This window comes from Thioclava sp. ISO4 (genome assembly GCF_058105145.1).
Window position 1 is genome coordinate 2,391,170 of sequence record NZ_CM176571.1, and the last position, 24,853, is coordinate 2,416,022.

A 24,853-nucleotide genomic window follows, 5' to 3' on the forward strand; every position below is an offset into this window, starting at 1 on the left:
CTCGCACCACATACCCAGTCAGGCCCTTCGCTCGCCGAGCGATGCCGCGCGCTGGCTTGCGCGGCTGGTCGCGGCGCGCGACAAGGTCGCGTTGATGGTTGCAGAGGATCCCGTTTATGCGCCGATCTTCGCTAGGCTGGATCGGGAAGTTGCTCTCGAACGCGCGCGTCAATCCGGGGACCCGCTGGAGAGAGCGAGGGCGATCGTTGCTCAGAAGGCGATCGGGGAAAGCAGTCGCTTGATCTTCAATAGCCGACCGCCCTTGCCGTAACGCTGTCGCCCAAGTGCATGCCCCATGATGTCACGCCGGATTCGCTCATCGATATCGGCTTCGAGCATCCGATCCTCGAAATTGTGCCGAAGCGAATAAAGTGTGTGCTCCGTGCTTTCAAGAAGACCGTTTTCACGCAGGAACTTGTTGACGGTCGCGCTGAGCGAAGCCGAGCCGCCACGATAGCGCGGAAACCCGTCAGGAAACTCCTTCATGGCCTCAAGCGAGACGCCGAGCAGCGGGATGATCCGCTCGGCATTGTTCGATTTCAGCGCACGGCCGAGCGGTTGCAGGTTCAGATGAGGGATGTCAGCCGACAGCACGATCTCTTCCGGGTGAAGGGCGGCGAGTTCACTCGGGCGCATCCCAGTGTTTACCATGCCCAGAAAAATTGCTCGCGCCTCATCGTTGAGACCGTTTAAGGCGCCCTCGGCCAGAAGTTTTTCCCGGATCCAGCTATCGGAGAATGGAGGGCGCTCTCGCGCCTTGCCCTGCTTAAATTTCAGATCGGAAAGCGGAAGATCCAACTTAAGCTTTTTCTTCGCATTCACGCTTTTGAGAATGTCGCCGAGGTGAGTGAGATCCTTGTTGGCGCTGTTTGCGGTCAGCCCTTCAGTTTCAAGGCGCTCCATCCACCAATCGCGAAATTCCAGCATGTCGTCGCGGGTGATCTCCTGCATAGGCTTGTCGCCGATTACGGCGATGAAGTTCGCGATGGCTTTCCGGCGCGGATTCTTCCAGCGGCGCTTCTGGTCGTGGCTCTTGCCAAGAACGCGGTCACGCTCCAACTCCCAGAACAGATCCAGAGCGCGCGTCACCGTAATGGCAGGTGCGACGGCTCCGCCAAGCATGGCGCGCGCTTCTTCCTGGTCGAATTGTCCTGCAGTCTCCGGAACGGCTTCCACGCGGTCGACAATTTCGGCCAAAGGAAGGTCTGCGACCCGGGGTGCCTCCAAGAAGCGGAAGCCGCGCGCACTGGCAAGCCGCTTGGCTGCCTCGAAGCGTTTTTCCGCATCTGCGCTGTCACCAGCGAGCTTCGCCTCCCAAGCTTCGATCTTACTTTGCCAGACGGTTGCAGCCTTTTGCCGCGCGATCGTCTCGGAGTCGGTCTTCAACGACAATACAACTTCTCGGCGTTTATCTACCGAAGCATAGGCTGCAGGCACGCGCCGTCTGAGGTGCCATACCTTCCCGCGTTTGGAGATCGTCATAGAGCGCACCCTTCGCTGTGGTGCAAAACGTGTATCATTTTGTGGTGCAAAACACGACGCAGATGCCAGCTACTTAGTGAGGGGTTTTGCTTAAGGCGTTGATTAAACGTCAAAATTCCCTGTGGACATCCAAGGGAAGTGGCGGAGAGACAGGGATTCGAACCCTGGGTCGGCTCTCACCGACAACGGTTTTCGAGACCGCCGCATTCGACCACTCTGCCACCTCTCCGCATCAGGGGTCGTCTTGTAGGGCGGGATTTAGCCGCCCTCGCGCGCCCTTGCAACCCGTTTTTCGCGGATTTTTTCAGATCCTTCGCAAAGCCTTCATAAACGTGAGGTCAACGCATCCGCAGCGCCCCGTCGAGGCGGATCACTTCGCCGTTCAGATAGCCGCTCTGGACGATGAAACCGGCGAGTTTCGCGTATTCCGACGGATCGCCGAGCCGTTTCGGGAAGGTCACTTCCTCGGCAAGGCTGTCTTGCACCTCTTGCGGCAGGCCCTTCATCATCGGCGTCGCGAAAATGCCCGGCGCGATCGCGCAGCAGCGCACGCCCTGGCTGGCGAGATCGCGGGCCAGCGGCAGGGTCATCGCGACGATACCGCCTTTCGAGGCCGCATAGGCCGCCTGGCCCTTTTGCCCGTCGAAGGCGGCGATGGAGGCCGTGTTGACGATCACGCCGCGCTCGGGGCCGGGGTTGCGGGCCATTTCGGCGGCGGCGAGGCGGGCGACGTTGAAGCTGCCCACGAGGTTGATGTCGATCGTGCGCGCGAAGCTCTCGAGCCGGTGCGGCCCTTCGCGACCCACGACGCGCTCTCCGGTGGCGATGCCCGCGCAATTGACGGCGACATTGATGCCGCCCATCGCTTCGACGGCGGTGGCGATCCCGGCGGCGACGCTGTCCTCGGAGGTCACGTCGACCTCGGCGAAGGTCGCGCCGATCTCGGCGGCAAAGGCCTCACCGCCCGCGCGGTCGCGGTCGAAGAGCGTCACCTGCGCCCCCGACTCAATGAAGTGCCGGGCGGTCGCGGCCCCGAGACCCGAGGCGCCGCCGGTGATGACGGCACGAATTTCACTCAACTCCATGTGATCCTCCCTGGAAATGAACGTGTGTTCATTAACCAAAGGAACCCCCGCTTTGTCTAGTCTTGCCAATGCATTTTGCGCCTGCAGCATTTGTCGCTTCGATCACGTCTTGCGACATGTTCGGCAAAGCGCCGCTCATGCTTGGAACCAACCGGATTGATTTCGCATTCAGGGGGCATAGGTCCGGGCAACGGATCTGATCCAAAACGTCTCAACGGGGGATGAACCCCCAAGACAGGAGAGAGAAACATGAAACGTATTATCGTTACGTCGAGCATTCTGGCACTCGCTGGCTCCGCCGCAATGGCGGGCGGTTACACCACCCCGGCACCGGCCCCCGAGGTCACCCCGGCTCCGGTCGCAGTGGCGCCCGCGCAGTTCAGCTGGGACGGCTTCTACGCCGGTGTTCAGCTCGGCTACGGCAAAGCGAACGAGTCGATCGACGGCGACGGCGTCGTCGGTGGTGCCCACGCTGGCTACCTCTATGACTTCGGCAACTATGTCCTCGGTGGCGAGCTGGCCTATAACGCTGCGAATATCGACGACAGCAACTCCGGTGCGAAGGTCAACTCGATGACCGACCTCAAGATGATCGCCGGTGCGCCTTACAACAACATGCTGTTCTACGGCACGCTCGGTGCGTCCTATGTCGACGCCGAAGACGGCGCGGGCAACGGCTATTCCGACACCGTTCCGCTGGTTGGCATCGGCATGAAATATGCCATCAACCCGAAGTGGACCGTCGGGACCGAGCTCGACTATCGTGACGGCAACAACTTCGACGGCACCACCAACAATCTGAACACCACGACGCTGAACCTTACCGCGTCCTACAAGTTCTGATCTCAGGCGGATCGTCTGATCTACGCGGGCGGGGGAAACCTCCGCCCGTTTTTCTATGCAGGGGGCATGCCGCGGCGCGGCAAAATCGGGGCAGGGCGGTTCAATCCGGGGCGATCAGGCCGAGGCCGCGCAGATAGACGCCGATGCCGCTTTCCAAGAGATCCTCGGGGGCATAGGGCGAGCGGTTTCCCTCGCGCGCATAGAGCTCCACCACACCGTGGCTCATCGCCCAGACATGCGCTGCGACCATCGCGACGGGCGGGCGTTTTTCCGGCGGCACATGTTCCATCAGGGCGCGCGTCGCACGTTCCATCGCGGTGCTCGATTTGCTCGCCACCGCTGCCAGATCGGGCGAGCGGTTGGGCGAGATGCCGCTTTCGAACATCGCCATGTAGTGCCCCGGATATTTCCGGGCGAAGGCGAGATAGGCCCGGCCCACCGCCGAGAACGCCGCCAGCGCCGAGGGTTTGCCACCGTTCCACACATGATCCAGAAGATCGCCGAAAATCAGATAGCCCTGACGCGCGCATTCCGCGATCAGGTCCTCGCGCCCTTCGAAATGGCGATAGACCGCAGCCGGGGTCACGCCTGCGCGTTTCGCCGCCTCCGAGAGCGTGAACCCGGTCGGGCCCTTCTCCTCGATCAGCTCCAGCGCGGAGGCGACGAGCGCCTGACGCAGATTGCCGTGATGATAGCCTTGCTTAGACATTCAGAACGTCGATGCCGCCGCAGATTTTCTCGTCGATTTCGCCAATCGCCTCGGGGTCCTTATGCGCGTAATCGACCGCGTTCAACACCGTCTGGATCGCGGCGATCCGGGCGCGTTTCTTGTCGTCCGAGCGGATCACGGTCCAGGGTGCATGGTCGGTGTCGGAGCGCTCCAGCGTTTCCTGAATCGCCTCGGAATAGGCATCCCAGCGCTTGAGCCCCTCGACGTCGATCCAGCTCAGCTTCCACTGCTTGAGCGGGTCCTTCTCGCGCTTGAGGAAGCGGCGCAGCTGCTCGGCGCGGTCCACGTTCAGCCAGAGCTTCACGAGGATGACCCCGTCATCGACCAGCATCTTCTCGAAATCGGGAAGCTGGTAGAAGAAATGCTCGCGCTGCTGGGGCGTGCAGAAATCGAAGACATGCTCGACCACGCCGCGGTTATACCAGCTCCGGTCGAACATCGCGATTTGGCCCGCTGCGGGCAGCCAGTCGATATAGCGCTGGAAATACCACTGCGTGGCTTCGGTCTCGGTGGGTTTCGGCAGCGCCACGACATAGGCCGAGCGCGGGTTCAGGTTCTGCCGCATCCGCCCGATCGTGCCGCCTTTGCCCGCCGCGTCGCGCCCCTCGAAGATCACCGCGATCCGCTTGCCGGTTTCCTTGGCGTCCCAGAACATCTTGACCAGTTCGACCTGAAGCGCCTCCATCTGGCGGTCGTATTTCTTGCGCTTCATCTCTTCGTCATAGGGGTAGGAGGGCGAGAGCATGTCATCCTTGCCCGCCTCTTCGATCGCCTCGCGCACGGCGTCGGGCGCTTCGGTTTCAAGGTAGCGGGTGATGTCGCCCACGAAGGGGATGTCGAACGGCGGGTCGCTCTTGTCCTTGGCCATGATCTGCCTTTTGTCGTTTCACGGCAGTATGCTGTGCGGGCCGAGGCGGTGCAAGCGGCGCCGCATCCGCAAGGGGCGGCGACCGCGCGTCTGTGATCTGCGTGCAAAGCCGGGGGGCGGGCGCTCAGGCGGCCCTCATTCCGCAGCCGGGCGCATCGGGATCGAATAGCCCGCGCGCTTGGCCACACGATCTACCGCAGCGACCGTCTGCTGCAACGCGACATGCGGGACCATATGACCGATCCCGTCGAGCGAGATCAGCTCCGCCCCCGGCACCTCTTTCGTGAACGGCACCGCGTGGATCTGCTCTCCCACGATGGTATCGGCCGTGCCATGGACCGAGATCACCGGCAGGTCGAGATCGGGGTAATGCGGGATCATCGCCTGAATTTCCGGCTTCAGGCTGGCGCGTTGACGGGCATTCACCCGCATCGTTTCCACCCGCAGCGTCATGCCGGGGCCGAACCAGTGCAGATAGCCGATCGGCATCTCCTGCGGCGTGAAGACGCTTTCGACCTCGGAGCGGATGATCGCAGGCGGGGTCCAGGCCGAGATCAGCGGCACCACAACCGCCTGACCCAGCGGCGGCGAAGTGATCTCATAGAGAAGCGGCAGCCCGCTATCCCAGCTATGCGAAGGCGCGGAGACCGGCACCAGACCCGAGAGCGTGCCGGGCTGATACACCGCCCAGGCAATCGCCACCGCGCCCCCATAGGAATGGCCAAGCACGATGGGATCGTCCGCGCCCGCGAGCTTGGTCGCTTCCTGAAGCAGCTTGGCCTGATTTTCGATCGTGTCCTGATCCGCCGGCAGCGGGTCGGAATAGCCGAAGCCCGGACGGTCGGGCACGAAGACGCGATAGCGTTTCGCCAGTTCCGGCGCGAGATCGAAGGTCAGGTCGCGGGCAGAGCCCGACGCGCCGTGGATCAACACCACCGCCGGGCCGTGATCGCCCTTGATGACCATATGAACGCGCTGGTCGCCGACATCGACGAAGATGCCGTTGGGGGGATAGCGCTGCTCAGCCATGCGGGCCCGCCAGCTCTCCAACCCCCATGTCGCGCCGCCCAAGATGAGCAGCAGCACGACAAGGCTAGTTACCAATCTCGGCCAGATCATACGGCGTTTCCTGATAAATCTCGTTTATCCAGTTGCCGTAAAGCAGGTGGGCGTGACTTTTCCACCTGTTGGTCGGCACCCGGCTCGGGTCGTTCTCAGGATAGTAATTCGCGGGGACGTTGATTGGTTTCCCCGACGCGACGTCACGATCGTATTCTTCCTTCAGCGTGCCGCTGTCATATTCGAGATGGTTGAAGATATAGAGCGCGCGATGGGCGCGATCTTCGACCAGACAGGGCCCGGTTTCGTCGGAATGGATCAGCGTCGTCATGCCCGCCGCTTCCAGCTCGTCGCGCCGCATCTCGGTCCAGCGGCTGACCGGGATCAGCAGATCGTCCGAGAAGCCCCGCAGATAGGGCGAGGCAGGCGCGCAATTGCGGTGCCGGAAGCAGCCGAACGCCTTGTGATCGAGCATATGCTTGTTCACGCCGTGGAAGTAATAGGCCATCGCCATCCCGCCCCAGCACACGCCGAAGGTCGAGAAGACATGGGTCTGGGTCCAGTCGAAGATCCGCTTGAGCTCTTCCCAGTAAGTCACGTCCTCGAAAGGCAAATGTTCGATCGGGGCGCCGGTGATGATCAGCCCGTCGAACTTCTCGCCGGTGGCTTCGACCTCCTCGAACGGACGGTAGAACTCTTCCATATGCGCGGCGGCGGTGTTCTTCGTCTGGTGCTCGCTCATGCGGATCAGCTGGAAGTCGATCTGCAGCGGCGTCGCCCCGATCAGCCGGGCGAACTGGTTCTCGGTCTGGATTTTCTTCGGCATGAGATTGAGAAGACCGATCCGGATGGGGCGGATTTCCTGCCGGGATGCGCGCTCGGGCGACATCACCATCACGCCTTCCCGCGACAGGATGTCGAAGGCGGGGAGGTTCTCAGGAAGCTTGATCGGCATTGTTTCTCAATCTCTTACAAGGCGAAGTTAAAGTGATGCGCGAAGCGTCTCGTCTCACGCGGGCAAAGCATCAGCGATCAGCGATGTAAAATCTTTCGCGTCGCGGACAAGGTAGAGATCCTCGGCACGGATCGTCACACCCCAGTTTTTCGCCATCGCTGCATAGCGCGGCTGACGATGCGCCAGCGCCTGTGCGTAGGTCCAGCGCACGAAATCATCGGGGTCGACCTGCGCCTCCGCCACGCCTTTCAGATCGCGATATTCGGCCCATTTCGCGGCCAGAAACTCGGGCTGATAATACATCGGCTTCGGCGCGCGCGAGAAGCGGTTGATCAGCTCCTCGGTATGCGCCTCGGAGCCCTCGATCCAGACCATCAGAAGGTTCTGCGACAGCGAGGTCAGGATCGGATCCTCGGGATCGTCGGGGTCCACCACCTCGCAGATCGAGCCGCCGGAATCACACAGGAAATTCTCGATCCCGTAGATCTGCTTCGCGCGGTCGATGAAATGCGCCGTATCCAGCAGCGCCGCCATCTCCGCCGTGCGGTGCTGGCTCTGCCGTTCCAGATATTCCTCGAAGGGCAGCCCGCCCTTGGCCGGATCGCCCGGCTTGCCGAGATAGGTCGAGAGCGGCGCGAGGTTCTCGAACGTGATGTTCGACGCGATATAGACCGAGTCCGACAGCAGAAGCTCCGCCAGGAACGGGTTCTTCATCGCCTCGCGCTTGAAGTTGTCGGCGATATATTCGCCCATGTAGCGCGTGCCGATCCGGTAATCGACGGAGTAGTGGAACCAGCCCCCGTCGCGCAGGAGGTTCGCAGCCCAGGTCTTGCCGAGGCCGGACATGCCGAACAGCGCAACCTTCCTCGATTTGGCGGCCAGCCACTCGGCGCGATTGGAATAGATCATGTGGTCCCCATTGGTCTTTCGCCCCGGTGTAGCCCGGCAAGGCGCGCGCGTCACGGGGTTTTGGGGCGGCGGTTCAGGATCATCAGGCCGAGGGCGAGGATCGCGAAGCCCAAGGCCTCCGCCCAGCCCAGACGTTCGCCATAGACCGCCCAGCCCGCGAGGATCGCGACGGGCGGGATTAGAAGCGTCACAAGCGCGAGGTTGGCCGCCCCCGCCAGCGCGAGGATGCGGTAATAGAGAAGGTAGGCCAGCGCCGAACAGCCGAAGCCGAGCCAGAGCATCGCGATCCAGACCGAGGGCGCGTAATCGAAGCTCGGCACGCCTTCGGTGACAAGCAGGATCGGCAGGGTCCAGATCGCGCCGCCGGTGAGCATCCCGGCCGCGGCAACTTCGGGTCGTAACCCCCTGATTGCAAAGCGCGCATAGGCTCCGGCGAACCCGTAGCTCAGCGCCGCGCCCAGCACGGCGAGCTGGCCCGCCGAAGTCAGGTCGAACCCTTTCAGCGCATCCGGTCCGATCGCCACGACGACGCCCGCAAAGCCCACCGCGATGCCGGTGGCCTTGCGCGCGCTCAGCCGCTCGTCGGTGAAGACAACAGCCGCGACCAGCGCCCCGAAGATCGCGGTCGAGGCGTTCAGGATCGAGGCCAGCCCGCTATCGATATGCTTCTGCCCCCAGACGATGAGCGAGAAGGGAATGGCGTTGTTTAGCAGCCCCATGATCAGGAAATGCCCGAGATAGATCGGGTGGCGCGGCACCGGCATGCGGCGCAGCGCGACATAGGCCCAGATCAGCACCGCTCCCGAGGCCACGCGCAGGAAGACCACGGTAAAGACGCCCGCGCCTTCCAACGCTGCGCGGTTCGACAGGAAGGACGAGCCCCAGATCAGCGCCAGCGCCGCGAGCAGCGCCCAGGCGAGCGGGGTGAGGGATAAAGGGGCGGGTGCGTGTTTCATCGCTTCGATCTAGCGGGCGGCAGCGACGCGCACCACCCGGAACTTGCGGCATTGCCGAGGCCCAAAGAAAAAGCCCCGCACGAGGCGGGGCTTTTCCTGAAGTATCAGAGGCTTGCGATCAGAAGCTAACGCCAACGCGCAGACCCGCGCCCCAGCCGTCATTGCCGGAGAAGTCGGTTTGGACGCCCGGCGGAAGCGTGGTTTTCGCGTCGCCGATATCGACGTAGCGCAGACCGCCAGTGATCTTGATGTTGTCGGTCGCCTGATAGCTCGCAGCGAAGGACACCGATTTGTAACCATCGGTCGGGCCCAAGTTGCCGACGGTGCCGCCCTGGTGCTTCTCGTAGCCGAACATGATCGCGCCCGACCATTGGTCGGTAAAGCGGCGGCCCAGGCCGATGTTGTAGGTGATCGTGTTGTCGTTGTAACTGACTAGAGGGTCGCCGGTCGTACCCAAATAACCGAGAGGGGTAATGTCAAACTGCTTCCAATGGACCCAGCGCACGGAGCCCATAACCAGCGTATCTTTCGCGATACCGGTTTGGAACTCGAGGTTCACCGATTCCGGAACCGTCGTCGTGAAGGGGGCGCTCGGCGAGCCATTCTCGGTCACGGAGAACTCGTGCTCGATCTTCGAATTGTAGGTCAGCGCCACGCGGGCGGCGATCTCGGGCTTCTCCCAAGCCGCACCGACCACATAGCCGAAATCGGTCTCGTCCGACGTGGACATGGAGTAGCCGAGAGCCGGCAGGGTCACGTGCCCCTGGACGCTTTCGCTGCGCAGGCCGCCATAAACCGAGACGTTGTTCGGCATTTTATAGCGCACGAGGGCGGTGACTGCGGACGATTTGATCGAGGCCTTCGAGCCTGCGATCGGGTAATCTGCAAGCGGAATGCCGGTGGCGCCTGCGGGGTAGTTCACTTTCGCGCCGACGGGCTGGTCGAAGATGACCGCGAGATCCCACTGGTCGTTGAGCTGCTGCTTGTAACCAAGGCTCACCGTGCCGTAACCCGGAGCCATGTCGCCCGAGTTCGAGTTGTTGAGCGGGTAGGTGCCCGACACATCCGGGTTGAAGCCGCCCACGCTGAATTCTGCGTAATTGCCCTGTTCGAACAGGATGCCGACCGATTGCGTCGAGCGCTCCACGCCGCCCGCATGGGCCGCGCCTGCGCCAATCGCGAGTGCGGCCATCGAAGTCATCACACGTTTCATAATGTTCCTCTTCCCTAACGTGTCCCGAAGGAGATCCAAAAGAGATACAAACGTCTCGAAGGAATTCCTTTTGAAGACGCTATCACCCGGAAGGTGTAAATCAATCGGCGCATCGCGGTGACGTCACGTTCTGTTGCCGGCTTGCCATCAAAAACGTGTCTTCGGAGCCACTCAAAGGTGACGTTCGCGTCAAGTTCTGAACTGAAGCGTTTAGAAGCCGTTGGAAAACTTGAGAATCGCAAGAAGGCCGAGCCAGAGAGCCGCGCCGAAAAGCGCGACCAAAAACGCACTCCAAAGCGTGGCGTGCGGAGCTGGCAGATGTGGCGGCCCGTCGGTCTTGCGCGCCTGCAACGATTTCCCGGCAGGCAGAGGCTGTCTGCGCTTTGCACGCGGGGGATTTTCAGGAGCGCGGGTCATTTCGCCTCAGGGTTGTCATGTTTCGCGTCTTCATTAACCCCAGCTTAGGTAAAGCAAGCCTTAATGGCGGCGATGAAACCTGTCCGTCTCACGCAATTGTCAGGCCCCGATGCGGGCTGGGATCGGGCGTTGCGCGCGCTTGCGCCGGGGCGCCCGCCAGCCTTTCAGCAAGCGGCGCTCTATGGGACGCTTGCTGCCGCGCGGGGGCGGCGCGTTCTGCGGCTCGAGATCACGGAGGCGGGCAGGCGGATCGCACTGGCCCAAATGATCGGGCGCGGCGGGCTGTGGCTTCTGTCGCGCGGGCCGGTCTTCGCTCCGGGCCTTGGTCGCTCTCTCCAAATCGCGGTGCTGCGCCGGATTGCGCGCCGATGGGGGATCATCCTCGCGACGCCGGACGCGCCGCTGACCGGGATCGGGCTGGTCCCGCTGATCACGCCCCGCCACCACGCACTTTGGTCCTTGCAGCCCGAGACGAAGGCGCTGCGCGCCGGGCTGGCGGGGAAATGGCGCAATCGCTTGGCGGCGGCGGAGCGCGCGGGACTTCAGGTGAGTTTTGACCCCGAGATTGACTGGCTCCTCGCCGCCGATCATGCGCAGCAACGGGCGCGTGGCTACCGCGCCTTGCCGCCCGGCTTCACCCGCGCCTGGGCAGATCGCAGTCCGGATGACCTCCTCGCGCTGCGCATCGAGGATGCCAAGGGAGAGCGCCTCGCAGGCGGCATCTTCCTGCTTCATGGCGACGGGGCGAGCTATCATATCGGCTGGACCGGGCCGCAGGGGCGCGCTTCGGGCGCGCATAATCTGATGCTCTGGCACGCGGCGCTGCGGCTGAAGGCGCGCGGCATCCGACAGCTCGATCTGGGTGCGGTGGATAGCGAGGACGGGGCAGGGCGGATGCGCTTCAAGCTGGGCACCGGCGCGCAGCCGCATAGCCTCGGGGCGACCCTGTGGGTGCTGCCCGGTTAACCCTTCCCCTTGAGGAAAATATCCCCGCCGGCGGCTTCTCAGCCCGCCGCAGGCGCACCGCCTGACTGTCGCGTGTGGAAGATGAAGCCGAGGAAATTCAGCAGCACTTGCGCCGCGAGGATCGGGGTCGAGCCGGTGGGGTCGTAATCGGGGGCGACCTCGACCAGATCGATGCCCACCACCTCGTGCGTCTTCGCCACGCCCTGCAGGATCTCCAACACCTCGTAATAGAGAAACCCGCCATGGCTCGGCGTCCCGGTGCCGGGCGCGATCGAGGGGTCGAACCCGTCGATATCGATCGTGACATAGATCCGCGCGCCTTCCGGGATGCGGGCCAGCACGCCCTCGGCCCCCAGCTTGCGCACCTGCCGCACACTCAGGAAATCGTCGCCCATCGCGCGGGCGGCGTCATAGCCCTCCTTCGAGGTTGAGGAGACGTTGCGAATGCCGAGCGCGGTGATGCCCGAGACATACCCTTTCTCGGCGGCGCGGCGCATCGGGTTGCCGTGGCCCTCGGTCACGCCGTGGCGCTCGTCCACGAAATCGAGATGGGCGTCGATCTGCAGGATATGGATCGGGCCCTTCTCGGCGCAATCGGCCTCGAAGGCGCGGATGCAGGGGATATTGATCGAGTGATCGCCGCCGATCACCACCGGCAGTGCGCCCGCCTTCAGCATCGCCCGCACGCCGGTCTCGATATTGGCATGGCTCTTCACCGTGTCGGTATGCACGATATCCGCGTCGCCGATATCGACGATGGTGACCTCCGGCCCGAGATAGGTCGCGTCGTCCTCGTGATCGTAAGCCCCGGCATGACCGAAGGAGAACAGGGTCGAGGCCTCGCGCACCGCCCGCGGCCCGAACCGCGCGCCGGGGCGGAACTGCGTGCCGAAATCGAAGGGCGCGCCCATCACCGCCACATCCGCCTCGATCGCATCCCAGTCGGCTACGTATGCGCGCTTGCCGAAAGTGGAGATCCCCACGAAGGGCAGGTTCAGCCGCCCCGATTCATATCCATGTCCCGCCATTTTGCCTCCTGACACCCTGTCGCACCTCGGACAGCTTTTCGCCGCGCGCGAAATATTGCAAGCTTCTGCGCGACCGAAATGATTTGCCGATTGCCCGAGGAGAGCGCATGTCCTTCGCCCCGCCCAAGATGACGCCCAAGGGCCTGTTTCGCCGCACCCCGCCCGCGATGTTCCCGCCCGTGCTGGGGCTGATGGGCCTCGGGGTCGCGTGGCGGCGCGGCGTCGGGCAATTCGCGCTGCCGCCCGATCTGGCGGAGCTGTTCCTGGGCGCGGTGACGCTGCTCGCGCTGTTCACGCTGATAGCCTACGGCGCGAAGGTCGTGCGGCGTCCGGGCGTGGTGTTCGAGGATCTGCGCGTGCTGCCGGGGCGTGCGGGGCTCGCCGCGGGAACGCTGACGATCTACCTGATCGCGGCTTCGCTTGCGCCTTATGGTGGGCTGGCAGCGATCATCTTCTGGCTGGGCGTGGTCGTCCATCTGGGGCTGATCGCGGCGGTGATCTACACGCTCGCAACCGGCCCGGCGGAGCAGCGCCGCGTCAATCCGACATGGCAGCTGACCTTCTCGGGCTGGATCGTGGGCGCAGTGGCGGGCGTGATCCTCGGGCTCGATATGGTGGCGCTGGTGATGTTCTGGGTCGCAATGCTGTCGGCGGTCGTGATCTGGATGATCTCGCTGCAGCAATTCTCCCGCGAGCGCGTGCCTGCACCGCTGCGTCCGCTGCTCGCCATTCACCTAGCGCCAGCCGCGCTGATCGGCACCGTGGCGAGCGCGTTCGGCGCGATGGGGATCGCACAGGCGATGGCGATCCTCGCGGCGGCCTTTCTTCTGGCGCTCGTCGTGTCGATACGCTGGCTGCTCGCAGGAGGCTTCTCGCCGCTCTGGGGGGCGTTCACATTCCCGGCAGCGGCGACGGCGGGGTGCTGGCTCGCGCTTGGCGGAGTCTGGGCGTTGCCCGGCGCGCTGATGCTGACGGCGGCGACGCTGATCGTGGTGCCGATTGCGCTGAAAGTGCTGCAGCTTTGGGCGAAGGGGCAGCTTGCGATGAAGACCAACGCCGCGATTGCGTGAGGCGAGAGGGCCGCGCCCGAGCCTCGGGTGGGCGCTTTCAGGCAAAGGGGGCTGGGTGCTTTATCTCGCAAGCCCGTAAGTCGGTCGTTCCCGCGCTGACATCGCCAATGCGCCCTCCCGGGGGGAGGGTCGGGCGCGGCCCGGGGCTGGTCGCCCCGCGCCACCGTAGGAGGCTGACACGATGGCGCTATACCCCTCGTTTGCGCACAGCGCCCTGTGCTCGCGTCCGCGAGGGGTTGCCTTCGCGTCCATTGCGTGAAACAGCAAACTGCCAAACGCATCTGGACACTGGAGACCCCCCATGCAGATTCGCGAGGCGCTCACCTTCGACGACGTTCTTCTTCTTCCCGCAGCCTCTTCGGTGCTTCCTGCAACCGCAGATGTCTCGACCCAGGTGACGAAGAAAATCCGGCTCAACATCCCGCTTCTGTCCTCCGCAATGGACACCGTCACCGAGGCGCGCATGGCGATCGCGATGGCGCAGGCGGGCGGCGTGGGCGTGATCCACAAGAACCTCACCGTCGAGCAGCAGGCCGACGAGGTCCGCCGCGTGAAGCGCTTCGAGAGCGGCATCGTCTACAACCCGATCACGCTGCGCCCCAACCAGACGCTCGCGGATGCGAAGGCTCTGACCGAGCGCTACGGTTTCTCCGGCTTCCCGGTCGTCGATGAAAACCGCCGCGTCGTGGGCATCGTAACCAACCGCGACATGCGGTTCGCGCAGAAGGACGAGACCCCGGTCTCGGTGATGATGACCACCGACCGTCTCGCGATCCTGCAAGAGCCCGCCGACCGCGCCCAAGCCATCGCGATGATGCGCGAGCGCCGGATCGAGAAGCTGCTGGTGACCGATGACGAAGGCAAGCTGACGGGCCTGCTGACACTGCGCGACACCGAGCAGGCCGTGCTCAACCCGACCGCCTGCAAGGACGATCTGGGCCGGTTGCGCGTGGCCGCTGCGACCTCTGTGGGCGATGCGGGCTTCGAGCGCTCCGAGGCGCTGATCGACGCGGGCTGCGATATCGTCGTGGTCGACACCGCACATGGTCACAGCCAAGGCGTGATCGACGCGGTGAAACGCATCAAGCAACTGTCGAACGACGTGCAGGTGATCGCGGGCAACGTGGCCACCGCCGACGCCACCAAAGCTCTGATCGACGTGGGCGCCGACGCGGTGAAATGCGGCATCGGCCCGGGCTCGATCTGCACGACGCGGATGGTCGCGGGCGTGGGCGTGCCGCAGCTGACCGCGATCATGGATTGCGTGGCGGCTGCCGGCGACGTGCCGATCATCGCCGATGGCGGCATCAAATTCTCGGGCGATTTCGCGAAAGCGATCGCGGCAGGCGCAAGCTGCGCCATGGTCGGCTCGATGATCGCGGGCACCGACGAGAGCCCCGGCGAAGTGATCCTCTATCAGGGCCGCTCGTTCAAATCCTATCGCGGCATGGGCTCTCTGGGCGCGATGGCGCGCGGCTCGGCGGATCGCTACTTCCAGAAGGATGCGGCGAACGACAAGCTCGTGCCGGAAGGCATCGAAGGGCAGGTGCCCTACAAAGGCCCCGCAGGCGCGGTGGTCCACCAGCTCGTGGGCGGTCTGCGCGCGGCGATGGGCTATACCGGCTCCGCGACGGTCGCCGAGATGCGCACGAACTGCAATTTCGTCCGCATCACCGGCGCGGGCCTCAAGGAGAGCCACGTCCACGACGTCGCGATCACCCGCGAGAGCCCGAATTACCGGATCGGCTAAGGGGTCGATTGCGGAAGGGTAACCTCCTCTCGGGGCGTCAGTTTCGGCTGTCGCCTTGAAGAGGGAGATGCCCGGAACAGAGCGGCAGTCACTGAAGCAAGCTGATGCGGCGTTGGGACGTCTGCATCAGTTTTGCGAAATGCGATCTTACAGCGATGGAGGACGGCTCGGATGCGCCGTCCTCTGCGCAGCCATCACCAAACGCTCGAAAGCTGTTCGAAGAGGGCGGCAATTACCGGGTGATCCTTTCGGTCTTCCAACGTTTGGATGACGAGACACGCGGGGACGCGCAGTTCCTCACACACGGCGAGCCCGAAAGTTTGCCGTTGATGCAAGGCGACCGACTCTCGGCACAGGCTCAGTCCGACGCCCGAGCGGACCATCTCGAGCATCGAGGCTTCCTGATCGACCATCGCCACCGAATTCTGCACGCAGCCATGCGCGTCGAAAATTCGTTTCAGCAGCCGATTATGCACCGACGTCGGGGAGGTGCCGATCCAAGGCAGGCTGGCCAGCTGAGCCCAGTCTGCACCGGCGACACGCGCGTCCCACCCGACCGGCGCAATGACGCGGTAGTCGAAGTCAGCCAGTTTTCTGGAATGCAGCGGTCGCTCTGCGGGGATGCTGTCCACCGCGTCGGGCGAGGTCAGGTAGAAACCGACATCGATCTGCTGACGCGTCAGTTTCTCGAGGACCTCCCCGCTGACCCCATGTATCAGTTCCGTGCTGATATTGGGGTGCTCTGCGCCAAGACGGCTTAGCAGGCGACCGAGGCGAATGAATTCCGGATCGACGATGGTGCCGATCTTGAGCTTGCCCGACACCTGACCGCACTGCTTGCTGGCGCAGCGGCGGAACTCGGCCATTGCGTTCAGCACCTGTTCGGCCTTTGGCAGCATCGCGATTCCGTCCGGAGTGAGGTCCAGACCGCGTGGCGTGCGCTTGAACAGCGTGATGCCGGTCTCTTCGCTCAGTCGCTTGATCTGATGACTGATCGCTGGCTGCGTGAGGTTGAGCACCTCCGCCGCGCGAGAGACGCTGCCCTCGCGGGCCACCGTCGCGAAGGCCAGAATACTGTTTAGGTTCGAGAATCTTTCCATATTAGGAAACCTAATATCACGCTGAAAAATTTGTCATTAGCTAATTCCACATAAGCTTCTTAGGCCTTTGCGAAGTTGCTGCGCTGGGAGGAGCGTATGGCACTCGAAAGGCCCCTGCGTGCAGGGCGTTTTTCCGGGTGTCCTGTCATCTCTGGTGCTGCGGGACAGACCAGGAGGACATAGCCATGCCGAATACTCAGACGGAGTTTGACTACATCGTGATCGGTGGGGGCTCTGCGGGATGTCTTCTGGCCAATCGGCTGAGCGCGGATCCGGCCAACCGGGTGCTGCTGCTCGAAGCGGGGAAAGCGGACACCTATCCGTGGATCCATATCCCGGTCGGCTATCTCTATTGCATCGGCAATCCGCGCACCGACTGGATGTATAACACCGAGCCCGACAAGGGGCTCAACGGACGTATCCTGCGGTATCCGCGCGGCAAGACGCTGGGCGGGTGCTCGTCGATCAACGGCATGATCTACATGCGCGGCCAGTCGCGTGACTATGACAACTGGGCGCGGCTGAGCGGTGAGGAGGAGTGGGGCTGGGAGGCCTCGCTGCGCGACTTCAAGGCCCATGAAGATCATTGCAAGCTCGATGACGGTGCCGATCCGGCGACCGGAGAGAATGGCCGCTTTTCCGATATGCACGGCCATGGCGGGGAATGGCGCGTCGAGAAGCAGCGCCTGCGCTGGGACGTGCTGGACAGTTTCGCGGATGCGGCGGTCGAGGCCGGGGTCGAGAAGACGGACGATTTCAACAGCGGCGACAATGCGGGCGTCGGCTATTTCGACGTGAACCAGCGCTCGGGCTGGCGGTGGAACAGCTCGAAAGCCTTTCTGAGACCTGCGAAAGCCCGCGCCAATCTGACGGTCTGGACCGAGGCGCAGGTCGAAAAGCTCACCTTCGAAAACGACGCGAACGGCACGCCGCGCTGCACCGGCGCCCGCGTCAATCGGAACGGGCAGAGCACGACCGTCAGCGCGAAGACCGAAACGCTGCTGTCGGCAGGCGCGATCAATTCGCCGAAGATCCTGCAACTGTCGGGCATCGGGCCCGCGGAACTGCTGCAATCGCATGGGATCGAGGTGCTGCGGGATGCGCCTGTGGGAGAGAACCTGCAAGACCACCTGCAGATCCGTGCCGTCTACAAGGTCAAAGGCACGCGCACGCTCAACACCCTCGCCGGAAACCTTTGGGGCAAGGCGATGATCGGCGCGGAATATCTGCTGAAACGCTCCGGACCGATGAGCATGTCGCCCAGCCAGCTTGGCGCCTTCACGCGCTCCGATGCCGAGCGCAGCCACGCCAATCTCGAATATCACGTGCAGCCCCTCAGCCTCGAAGCCTTCGGCGAGGATCTGCATGACTTCCCGGCGATGACGGTCAGCGTGTGCAACCTCAACCCGACGAGCCGGGGCCATGTGCGCATCCGGTCGGCGAATTTCCGGGATGCGCCGATGATTTCGCCCAATTTCCTCGCCACCGAGGATGACCGTAAGGTTGCCGCCGACAGCCTGCGGCAGGTGCGCGAGATCATGTCGCAGCCCGCGATGAAGGCCTACGAGCCCGAGGAATTCAAACCCGGGCCGCAATATCAAAGCGATGAAGAGCTCGCCAAACTGGCCGGCGACATCGCGAATACGATCTTTCACCCGGTCGGCACGGTGAAGATGGGGCGCGCAGATGACGAAACCGCGGTGCTCGATCCGCATCTGCGCGTCAAAGGCGTCACCGGTCTGCGCGTCGTCGACGCCAGTGTTATGCCCGAGATCACCAGCGGTAACACCAATTCCCCGACCCTGATGATCGCCGAAAAAGCGGCCCGCTGGGTTCTTGCCGGCCGATAGGCCGTTGCCTTGCGTCTTTTTGCCCTCTGGAGAGAACATGCGTAAATCGTTTTCCAATCTGCCTCTGACCGGCGTCAAAGTCGTCGATTTCGGGCAGTATATAGCGGGGCCCGCAGTCGCGATGCTGCTGGGCGATCTGGGGGCCACGGTCGTGCATATCGACCCGCCCGACGGCCCGATGTGGGACAGCCCGGCCAATGCCGCGCTGATGCGCAACAAGCTGATCGTGAATCTGGATCTGAAATCCGAAGACGGTCTGGAAAAGGCGCGCGCGCTTTGTGCCGAGGCCGATATCATCGTCGAGAACTTCCGCCCCGGGAAGCTTGCGAAACTCGGGATCGATTTCGCCGCGATGCGCGAAGAGCGGCCCGAGCTGATCACGATTTCCATTCCCGGCTTTGCCTCGAATGACGAACTTCGACGCGAGCAGCGCGCCTTCGAGAGCGTCGTGGCGGCCAGCTCGGGCGTGTTCACCGACATGGGGCTCAACCGGGTTCTGATGGGGTTGAACCCGTCCTTCTCGCCACTGCCACTGTCGTCGTCCTATGCGGCGCAGATCGCCGCCTCCGCGACGGTTCTGGCGTTGCAGTCGCGCCAGTTGACGGGGCTCGGAGATCAGATCGAGGTGCCGCTCGCGGCGGCGGTGATGGAGGGTCTGTGCTACAACTCCATTCAGGTCTCCGACATGCCCAAGCGCTACCTCACCCAGCGCGAGAACGAGATCGAACGGCGCCGGATCGAAGGCCTGCCGATGAACGTCTCTTACGAGGACCTTCAGGAACTGCTCGACCCGTTCTTCCGCAGCTACATGTGCAAGGACGGGCGCATGTTCTACGTCGTCTGCCCCAGCCACAAGAACCACGCGCGCCGCTGCCTCGAGGTTCTGGGCATCTACGAGGAGATGATCGCCGAAGGCCTGCAGGAAGAGGAAAACACCTACAAGCCGCAGGCGGAGTGGAAGACCGATACCTCGCTTGGCGTCTATCCGATGCCGAAGTTCTGGGCCGACAAGCTCGCCGCGCGGATGAAGGAGGTGTTCATGACCCGCACCTCGCATGAGTGGAAGCGCATGTTCGGGCGGGCCGGGGTGCCGGGCGCGCCGCAGCGTTGGCTGCAGGAGTGGATCAACGACGAATTCGCGGAGGCTTCCGGGCTGATGATCGACGTCTGGGATCCCGAATATGGCGAGATGACCCAGCCCGGCCCGGTGGTCTGGATGGAGGAGAGCGGCGAGGAAGCCCTGACCCCCGAGCCGCGCCGGTGGGTGGAGTTCGACGAGGCGCTGAAGGTGCTGCGCAAGCTGCGCACCGACATTCCTGACCCCGAGGACGGCATCGCTCAGGAGGGCTGGCTGTCGGGCGTGCGCGTGCTGGATATGTGCAACGTGATCGCAGGGCCGCATGCGGCCAGCTATCTTGCGCGCTTCGGGGCGGAGGTGATCAAGATCGATCCGGCCCATCCGCTCTATGATAGTTGGAACACCGTGGTCTATGGCCTGAGCCAGGGGCGCGGCAAACGGTCGATCCTGGCCGATGTGAAATCCGAGCATGGACGCAAGGCCTTCGAAGATCTGGTGAAATCCGTCGACGTCATTTTCTGGAACGCGCCCGACAGCCAGATCAAGCGGATGGGTCTGGATGCCGACAGTCTGCGCAAGCTGAACCCGGAGGCGATCTTCTGCAAGCTCGACTGCTTCAGCGGCGTGCGGCGCGGGGTGCGCAGCGATTACATCGGCTATGACGATCTGGTGCAGGCGACCACCGGCATCATGCTGCGCTTCGGCGGGGCTATGGACCGGCCCGAAGAGCACGCGCATGTCGGCACGATCGACGTGATGTGCGGCTTTGGCGGGGCGCTGGCCGTGGCCGCGGCGCTCTACCAGAAACACCGGTTTGGCCGGATCGGGCGGGGGCGCACGTCGCTCAGCGCGAATAGCGGGCTGCTGCAGATCCCCTTCGCCTATGATTTCCGGGGGCGGGGGCTTTTCGACGAACCCTCGGGCCCCGAGGTCAACGGCTACGATCCGCTTAGCCGGTTCTACAGCACGGCATCGGGTATCTATATCCTGCTCAGCGCCTACGAGACGGATCTGCCGCGTTTTCGCAATGTCGAAGGGCTCGAGGACTTCCCGGATGTCCCCGAGGAAGAGCGCGCTGCATTCCTCGCGGGCGCCTTCCAGTCGCTTCCGGCGACCGAATGGATCGAGCGTCTGCGCGCAGCGGATATCGGCTGTGCGATCTGCCAGAATATCGACGCGCTTCGCGCCGAGAACCTGCGCGAGCCCGATGGGACGCCGGGCACCGACCGGGGCAGCTATTCCTTCTCGCTCTATGACGATCACCCGAGCGGCCATCAGGTCATCCAACTCGATCCCTACGCGGTGAGACCCACGCGCGGCCGTGTCTTCGCCTTGGCGCCGACGGAGAAATTCGGGGCGTCCACGCGGCAGATTCTCAATGAGTTGGGCTATTCGGATTCCGCTGTGGAGAGGATGCTGAAATCCGGTCAGCTCAGCGAAAGCTGGAGTGAGGAATACCTGCCCAGCTAAGGGCAGCTCAGAGGCGTCCGCTCGAAGGGCGCCTCTTTTTTGCGCTCTAAGAAGCTGAGCGCAAAGGGACGTTTTACAATTGTTCGGGTTGGTCATGTTGAACGCAGGTTCAGCAAACGGAGGAGGCTGCCCGGACCTCAAGTGCCAGAACGGAGGAAACATGGCCAAGACACCCCCATTGATGGATTTGCATATCCCAACCGCGAGCAGCGGGTTCTATTCGGGCTTTTCCAAAAGCGTCGCGATCCCGTCGAAGATTCTTGTCAGCGCGTTGATCGTCTGGGCGCTCGCAGTGCCTCAGACTGCCGACGCGGTTCTCAATGCGCTCAACGGGGCTATCCTGAAGAGTTTCGCGACCTGGTATATCTATGTCGCGGCCTCTTTCCTGATCCTGTGCGTCGGTCTGGCGCTGATGCCATCCACCGGCAAGCTCAAGCTCGGACGGCCGGGCGATGAGCCGGAATTCTCGCGGTTCTCATGGTTCTCGATGATGTTCGGGGCGGGCATCGGGATCGGGATGCTCACCTTCGCCACCGCCGAGCCGATGTATCATTTCGCGAACAACCCCAATGTCATCACGGGCCAGACCACCGGCTCGGGTGCGGATAACGTAACGGCCGCCTATGTCTGGTCCTTCCTGCACTGGGGCTTTTCCGCATGGGCCTGTTATGCGCTCGTCGGTCTGTGTCTGGCCTATTTTTCCTATCGTCGGAACCTGCCGCTGACCGTGCGCTCCGCGCTGACGCCGCTCTTCGGCTCGCGGCTGTCCGGCTTTGGCGGCCATTTCGTCGATGTGGTCGCGGTGGTCGCGACGATCCTTGGGGTCGCGCAGACGCTGGGCTTCGGCGTCGAGCAATTCGTCGCCGGTCTCGATCGCGTGGGCTTTGGCAGCTGGATCCTCAAGGCGGATGGGAGCCCCAGCACCGCCGGCATTGTCGTCGCCCTCGTCATCATTCTCGGGGCCTCGACGCTTTCCGCACTCTCGGGGGTCGGCAAGGGCATCAAATGGCTGTCGAACCTGAACATGGGCCTCAGCTTCTTCCTGCTGGCCTTCTTCATCCTCTTTGGGTCGACCTTCTTCGGTCTACATGCGCTTTTCTCCGGCTTGCTTGCCTATGTGGAACAGCTTCCGCGCTTGCTCTTCACCGTCTGGCATCCCGACGGCACCAAGACCGGGGATGCGCTGGCCGCGTGGCAGGGCAGCTGGTCGGTCTTCTACTGGGCGTGGTGGATCGCCTTCGCGCCCTTCGTCGGTGTCTTCCTCGCACGGATCTCGCGCGGCAGAAGCATTCGGGAGTATGTGATGGGCGCGGTCATCGTGCCGTCTCTGATGTGCTTCGTCTGGTTTACGCTGGTGGGCGGCACGGCGATCGACATGACGCTGAACGGCACCGCAGGCGACGCGATTTCCAGCGCGGGTCAGGAAAGCCAGCTTTTCGTGATGCTCGACCTGATCTTGCATGGCGGCGTGGCCTGGGCGATGGCCCTGATCGTCGTGGTCCTGCTGTTGACCTATCTGGTGACGACCGCGGACTCGGCGATCCTGATCGTCAACACGATCAATGCCGCGGGTGAGGAAAGCCCGAAAGGCCGTGGTCATATCGTCTTCTGGGGCGTCGCGCTCAGCTTCGTCGTGGGCGCCTTGCTTCTTGTCGGAGGGCTCGAGGCGATCAAAACGGCGATGGTGATCGGCGCATTGCCGTTCAGCTTCGTGATGTTCCTGATGTGCATCGCGCTCGTCAAAGCGGTGATCCGGGACGGCATCCGCGAAAGAAACGGGGTGCAGAGCATCCACCTAGCAAGCTAAGCACCGCAATCGCCCGCCGCACTACGCCAGACCAGAGATCGGCGCGGCGGGCGATTGTCAAAAGAGGCAGGGTGTTCCGGACCGTGGGCACGGTGATCCCGGTCGTCTGGAAACGGCGTTGGGACAAGGGACGCATCTTCTATTGCTCGATCGGCCACACGCTCGACGATCTGCGGGTCGATCAGGTGACCGAGATCATCCGGCGCGGGATGCGGTGGGCGGCGCGCGGGTCTGCACAACCGATCTGACCCGGAGCAAGCCGGGCCAGAGCCGTGCTATGCGCTGCGGGAATACGCGCTCGTCGATGTCGCATCGAGGCATTGGAGCGACGTATGTGCTCGATTGGAGGGCTAAAAATCGTCGTAGGGGCGGGGCATCTTCAATCCGGGTTTGCGCCCGGCCGCCACGCGGTTCATTCTCCGCTTCGAATTTCCCCCGGAGGCCATCATGGCACGCCAGACAAAGCTCATCCTCTGCCCGATCAACCTGCGCCACGCTCAGGTCGAGCATCATGCCTATATGGAAGCCGTCGAGATGGCGCGGCGCCGCCGTGCGAAGCTGATCGTGGCGACGATCGCACCCGAGATCGAGCGTAACCTCAACATCTACAACTCGGATACCTATTGGGGTCAGCAGCTGCGCAAGTTCCTCAACGACAATCCAGCCAGCGGGGTGACCGAGGTCGAGATGGTCGTGCGCAAGGGCGCGGTGCATCGTCAGATCGTCAAGCTGGCGGATGAGCGCAAGGTGGACCTGATCGTGATGGAAGCGGCCAACCCGAAGGTGCAGGACTACCTTCTCGGCACCACGGCGTCCCATGTCGTGACCCATGCGGAGTGCTCGGTCTACGTCGTGCGCAGCTAAGGACACGGCTCGGGGTGCGACCAGCACACCGGGCAGCGCCCGACCTCCCCCCGGGAGGGCGCTTTTGCGCCACCTGCGCGCGGATGAATGTCGGAAGGGGGCGGCGGGATAAAGCGTAGACCACCTAGGTCGGGAATATGCGCCCACCCGAGGTCGGGCGCTGCCCTCTCGTTGCGCCATCCCACGGACCGGCGCGCGCCCCGCTCCTGCGGCAGCTCAAGCTGATATTTGGGGAAAAGCCCGCGCCTGTCGCGCGGCGGGTCGGACCCGCCCCAATGCAGGGGCGGATCCGTTTCTTTTTACCTCTTGGCGGTCTCGCCCGAGGACTGCGCGGGCACAAGCGCGCGCATGATCGAGGGCATGGTGAGGCTGCCCACCGGCTCGCCCCCCATCACCACGCGGTAGCGGCGGTCGAGCGCCCCTTCGGCCTTGGCGATGACGCTCTCGAGGTTGTCGTTGCCGTCGATGTCGCCCGACATCTCGCCCTCCGGCGCGCCGCGCTCCATCACCGAGCGCACGCGCAGCACGCGGGCGCGGTTGATGTCGGCCACGAAGTCCTCGATGTAGGGATCCGCCGGGTTCAGCAGGATCTCCTGCGGCTCGCCCTGCTGGACCACCCGACCGTCATTCAGGATCACCAGGTGATCGGCAAGCTTGAGCGCTTCGTCCAGATCGTGGGTGATGAAGATGATGGTCTTGTGCAGCTCGGCCTGAAGCTCGAGCAGCAGATCCTGCATGTCGGTCCGGATCAGCGGATCGAGCGCCGAGAAGGCTTCGTCCATCAGCATGATGTCCGAGTTCGACGCCAGCGCCCGGGCGATGCCCACACGCTGCTGCATCCCGCCCGAGAGCTGGTGCGGGTGGTGATCCCCGTAGCCCCCGAGCCCGACGCGGTCGAGCCATTTCTCGGCCTCCGCGACATAGTCGGAGGCCGGGAAGCCGCGGGTGGCCAACGCCATCGCCGTGTTCTCCGCCACCGTGCGGTGGGGCAGAAGGGCGAATTTCTGGAACACCATCGACATCCGCTCGCGCCGCAACGTGCGCAGCTGCGCCTCGTTATAGTCGAGGATGTTCTCGCCATTGACGAGAACTTCCCCCGCGGTCGGCTCGATGAGCCGGTTGAGGTGCCGGATCAGCGTGGATTTACCCGAGCCCGAAAGCCCCATGATGACGGTGATCTCACCCTCGTTCATGTCCACGTTGATGTCGTTGAGCCCGAGCACATGATTGCGCTTCTCGAGCAGTTCCGGCTTGCCCATGCCCGCCTTGACGTCTTCGAGCGCCGCTTGCGGATCCGACCCGAAGATCTTGTAGAGGTGTCGGATCGAGACTTTGATATCTTTCGTCATGCCT

Annotated in this window: 21 protein-coding genes and 1 tRNA gene; 9 read left to right on the forward strand and 13 right to left on the reverse strand. The window is 63.4% G+C overall.

The window, feature by feature from the left end:
• Positions 1–210: 210 nt before the first annotated feature.
• The 3 genes from AC2TZ7_RS11800 to AC2TZ7_RS11810 form a co-directional block, all read right to left on the reverse strand.
• Positions 211–1,482, reverse strand: a complete 1,272-nt coding sequence (locus AC2TZ7_RS11800; RefSeq protein ID WP_489864371.1) for a DUF6538 domain-containing protein — start codon at positions 1,480–1,482, stop codon at positions 211–213.
• A 139-nt stretch (positions 1,483–1,621) separates the two neighbouring features.
• Positions 1,622–1,711 (reverse strand) — tRNA-Ser (locus AC2TZ7_RS11805).
• Between the two features lie 109 nt (positions 1,712–1,820).
• Positions 1,821–2,567, reverse strand: a complete 747-nt coding sequence (locus AC2TZ7_RS11810; RefSeq protein WP_489864372.1) for an SDR family oxidoreductase — start codon at positions 2,565–2,567, stop codon at positions 1,821–1,823.
• Between the two features lie 249 nt (positions 2,568–2,816).
• On the opposite strand from AC2TZ7_RS11810, the gene AC2TZ7_RS11815 reads away from it, so the two are divergent.
• Positions 2,817–3,410: an outer membrane protein gene (locus AC2TZ7_RS11815; protein ID WP_098410863.1), complete on the forward strand. Its 594-nt coding sequence runs from the start codon at positions 2,817–2,819 to the stop codon at positions 3,408–3,410.
• Positions 3,411–3,510: 100 nt separating this feature from the next.
• Here the strand turns inward: AC2TZ7_RS11815 and AC2TZ7_RS11820 are convergent, their stop codons facing one another.
• From AC2TZ7_RS11820 to AC2TZ7_RS11850, 7 genes are all read right to left on the reverse strand, one after another.
• Entirely contained in the window at positions 3,511–4,119 is a 609-nt protein-coding gene (locus AC2TZ7_RS11820; protein ID WP_489864373.1) for a TetR/AcrR family transcriptional regulator, read from the reverse strand.
• Positions 4,112–5,008 carry a polyphosphate kinase 2 gene (gene ppk2, locus AC2TZ7_RS11825; RefSeq protein ID WP_489864374.1) on the reverse strand — a complete coding sequence of 299 codons (897 nt, stop codon included), beginning with the start codon at positions 5,006–5,008 and terminating at the stop codon, positions 4,112–4,114. Before ppk2 ends, AC2TZ7_RS11820 begins: the two co-directional genes overlap by 8 nt.
• Positions 5,009–5,143: 135 nt before the next feature.
• Complete coding sequence (locus tag AC2TZ7_RS11830) at positions 5,144–6,127, reverse strand: alpha/beta fold hydrolase (RefSeq protein ID WP_489864375.1); 984 nt, start codon at positions 6,125–6,127, stop codon at positions 5,144–5,146.
• The gene (locus tag AC2TZ7_RS11835) at positions 6,102–7,022 is read right to left on the reverse strand and encodes a homoserine O-succinyltransferase (protein WP_489864376.1); all 921 of its coding nucleotides are present in this window, start codon (positions 7,020–7,022) and stop codon (positions 6,102–6,104) included. Before AC2TZ7_RS11835 ends, AC2TZ7_RS11830 begins: the two co-directional genes overlap by 26 nt.
• 54 nt (positions 7,023–7,076) lie before the next feature.
• Positions 7,077–7,931 carry an ATPase gene (locus AC2TZ7_RS11840; RefSeq protein ID WP_489864377.1) on the reverse strand — a complete coding sequence of 285 codons (855 nt, stop codon included), beginning with the start codon at positions 7,929–7,931 and terminating at the stop codon, positions 7,077–7,079.
• Between the two features lie 50 nt (positions 7,932–7,981).
• A complete protein-coding gene (locus AC2TZ7_RS11845) occupies positions 7,982–8,887 on the reverse strand; it encodes a DMT family transporter (RefSeq protein WP_489864378.1) in 906 nt (301 codons plus the stop codon).
• Positions 8,888–9,005: 118 nt separating this feature from the next.
• Positions 9,006–10,100 (reverse strand): hypothetical protein, encoded by a 1,095-nt coding sequence (locus AC2TZ7_RS11850; protein ID WP_489864379.1) that lies wholly within the window; start codon positions 10,098–10,100, stop codon positions 9,006–9,008.
• Positions 10,101–10,589: 489 nt separating this feature from the next.
• On the opposite strand from AC2TZ7_RS11850, the gene AC2TZ7_RS11855 reads away from it, so the two are divergent.
• Complete coding sequence (locus tag AC2TZ7_RS11855; protein WP_489864380.1) at positions 10,590–11,483, forward strand: GNAT family N-acetyltransferase; 894 nt, start codon at positions 10,590–10,592, stop codon at positions 11,481–11,483.
• A gap of 38 nt (positions 11,484–11,521) precedes the next feature.
• Here AC2TZ7_RS11855 and speB read toward each other — a convergent pair whose 3' ends face one another.
• Complete coding sequence (gene speB, locus AC2TZ7_RS11860; protein WP_489864381.1) at positions 11,522–12,511, reverse strand: agmatinase; 990 nt, start codon at positions 12,509–12,511, stop codon at positions 11,522–11,524.
• A 107-nt stretch (positions 12,512–12,618) separates the two neighbouring features.
• On the opposite strand from speB, the gene AC2TZ7_RS11865 reads away from it, so the two are divergent.
• Both AC2TZ7_RS11865 and guaB read left to right on the forward strand, forming a co-directional pair.
• Positions 12,619–13,581 carry an SLAC1 family transporter gene (locus AC2TZ7_RS11865; RefSeq protein ID WP_489864382.1) on the forward strand — a complete coding sequence of 321 codons (963 nt, stop codon included), beginning with the start codon at positions 12,619–12,621 and terminating at the stop codon, positions 13,579–13,581.
• A gap of 301 nt (positions 13,582–13,882) precedes the next feature.
• Positions 13,883–15,331, forward strand: a complete 1,449-nt coding sequence (gene guaB / locus AC2TZ7_RS11870; RefSeq protein ID WP_489864383.1) for an IMP dehydrogenase — start codon at positions 13,883–13,885, stop codon at positions 15,329–15,331.
• 194 nt (positions 15,332–15,525) lie between these two features.
• On the opposite strand, the gene AC2TZ7_RS11875 is transcribed toward guaB, so the two are convergent.
• Entirely contained in the window at positions 15,526–16,431 is a 906-nt protein-coding gene (locus AC2TZ7_RS11875) for a LysR family transcriptional regulator (RefSeq protein WP_489864384.1), read from the reverse strand.
• A 185-nt stretch (positions 16,432–16,616) separates the two neighbouring features.
• On the opposite strand from AC2TZ7_RS11875, the gene AC2TZ7_RS11880 reads away from it, so the two are divergent.
• The 5 genes from AC2TZ7_RS11880 (at position 16,617) to AC2TZ7_RS11900 (ending at position 23,500) form a co-directional block, all read left to right on the forward strand.
• Positions 16,617–18,281 (forward strand): GMC family oxidoreductase, encoded by a 1,665-nt coding sequence (locus tag AC2TZ7_RS11880; protein ID WP_489864385.1) that lies wholly within the window; start codon positions 16,617–16,619, stop codon positions 18,279–18,281.
• A 37-nt stretch (positions 18,282–18,318) separates the two neighbouring features.
• Positions 18,319–20,829: a CoA transferase gene (locus tag AC2TZ7_RS11885; RefSeq protein WP_489864386.1), complete on the forward strand. Its 2,511-nt coding sequence runs from the start codon at positions 18,319–18,321 to the stop codon at positions 20,827–20,829.
• 160 nt (positions 20,830–20,989) lie between these two features.
• Positions 20,990–22,636, forward strand: coding sequence for a BCCT family transporter (locus tag AC2TZ7_RS11890; RefSeq protein ID WP_489864387.1), 1,647 nt, complete (start codon positions 20,990–20,992; stop codon positions 22,634–22,636).
• Between the two features lie 71 nt (positions 22,637–22,707).
• Positions 22,708–22,884 carry a ThuA domain-containing protein gene (locus tag AC2TZ7_RS11895; RefSeq protein ID WP_489864388.1) on the forward strand — a complete coding sequence of 59 codons (177 nt, stop codon included), beginning with the start codon at positions 22,708–22,710 and terminating at the stop codon, positions 22,882–22,884.
• Positions 22,885–23,083: 199 nt separating this feature from the next.
• A complete protein-coding gene (locus AC2TZ7_RS11900) occupies positions 23,084–23,500 on the forward strand; it encodes a universal stress protein (protein WP_078520990.1) in 417 nt (138 codons plus the stop codon).
• A gap of 299 nt (positions 23,501–23,799) precedes the next feature.
• Here the strand turns inward: AC2TZ7_RS11900 and AC2TZ7_RS11905 are convergent, their stop codons facing one another.
• A complete protein-coding gene (locus tag AC2TZ7_RS11905; RefSeq protein ID WP_098410879.1) occupies positions 23,800–24,849 on the reverse strand; it encodes a quaternary amine ABC transporter ATP-binding protein in 1,050 nt (349 codons plus the stop codon).
• Positions 24,850–24,853: the final 4 nt, after the last annotated feature.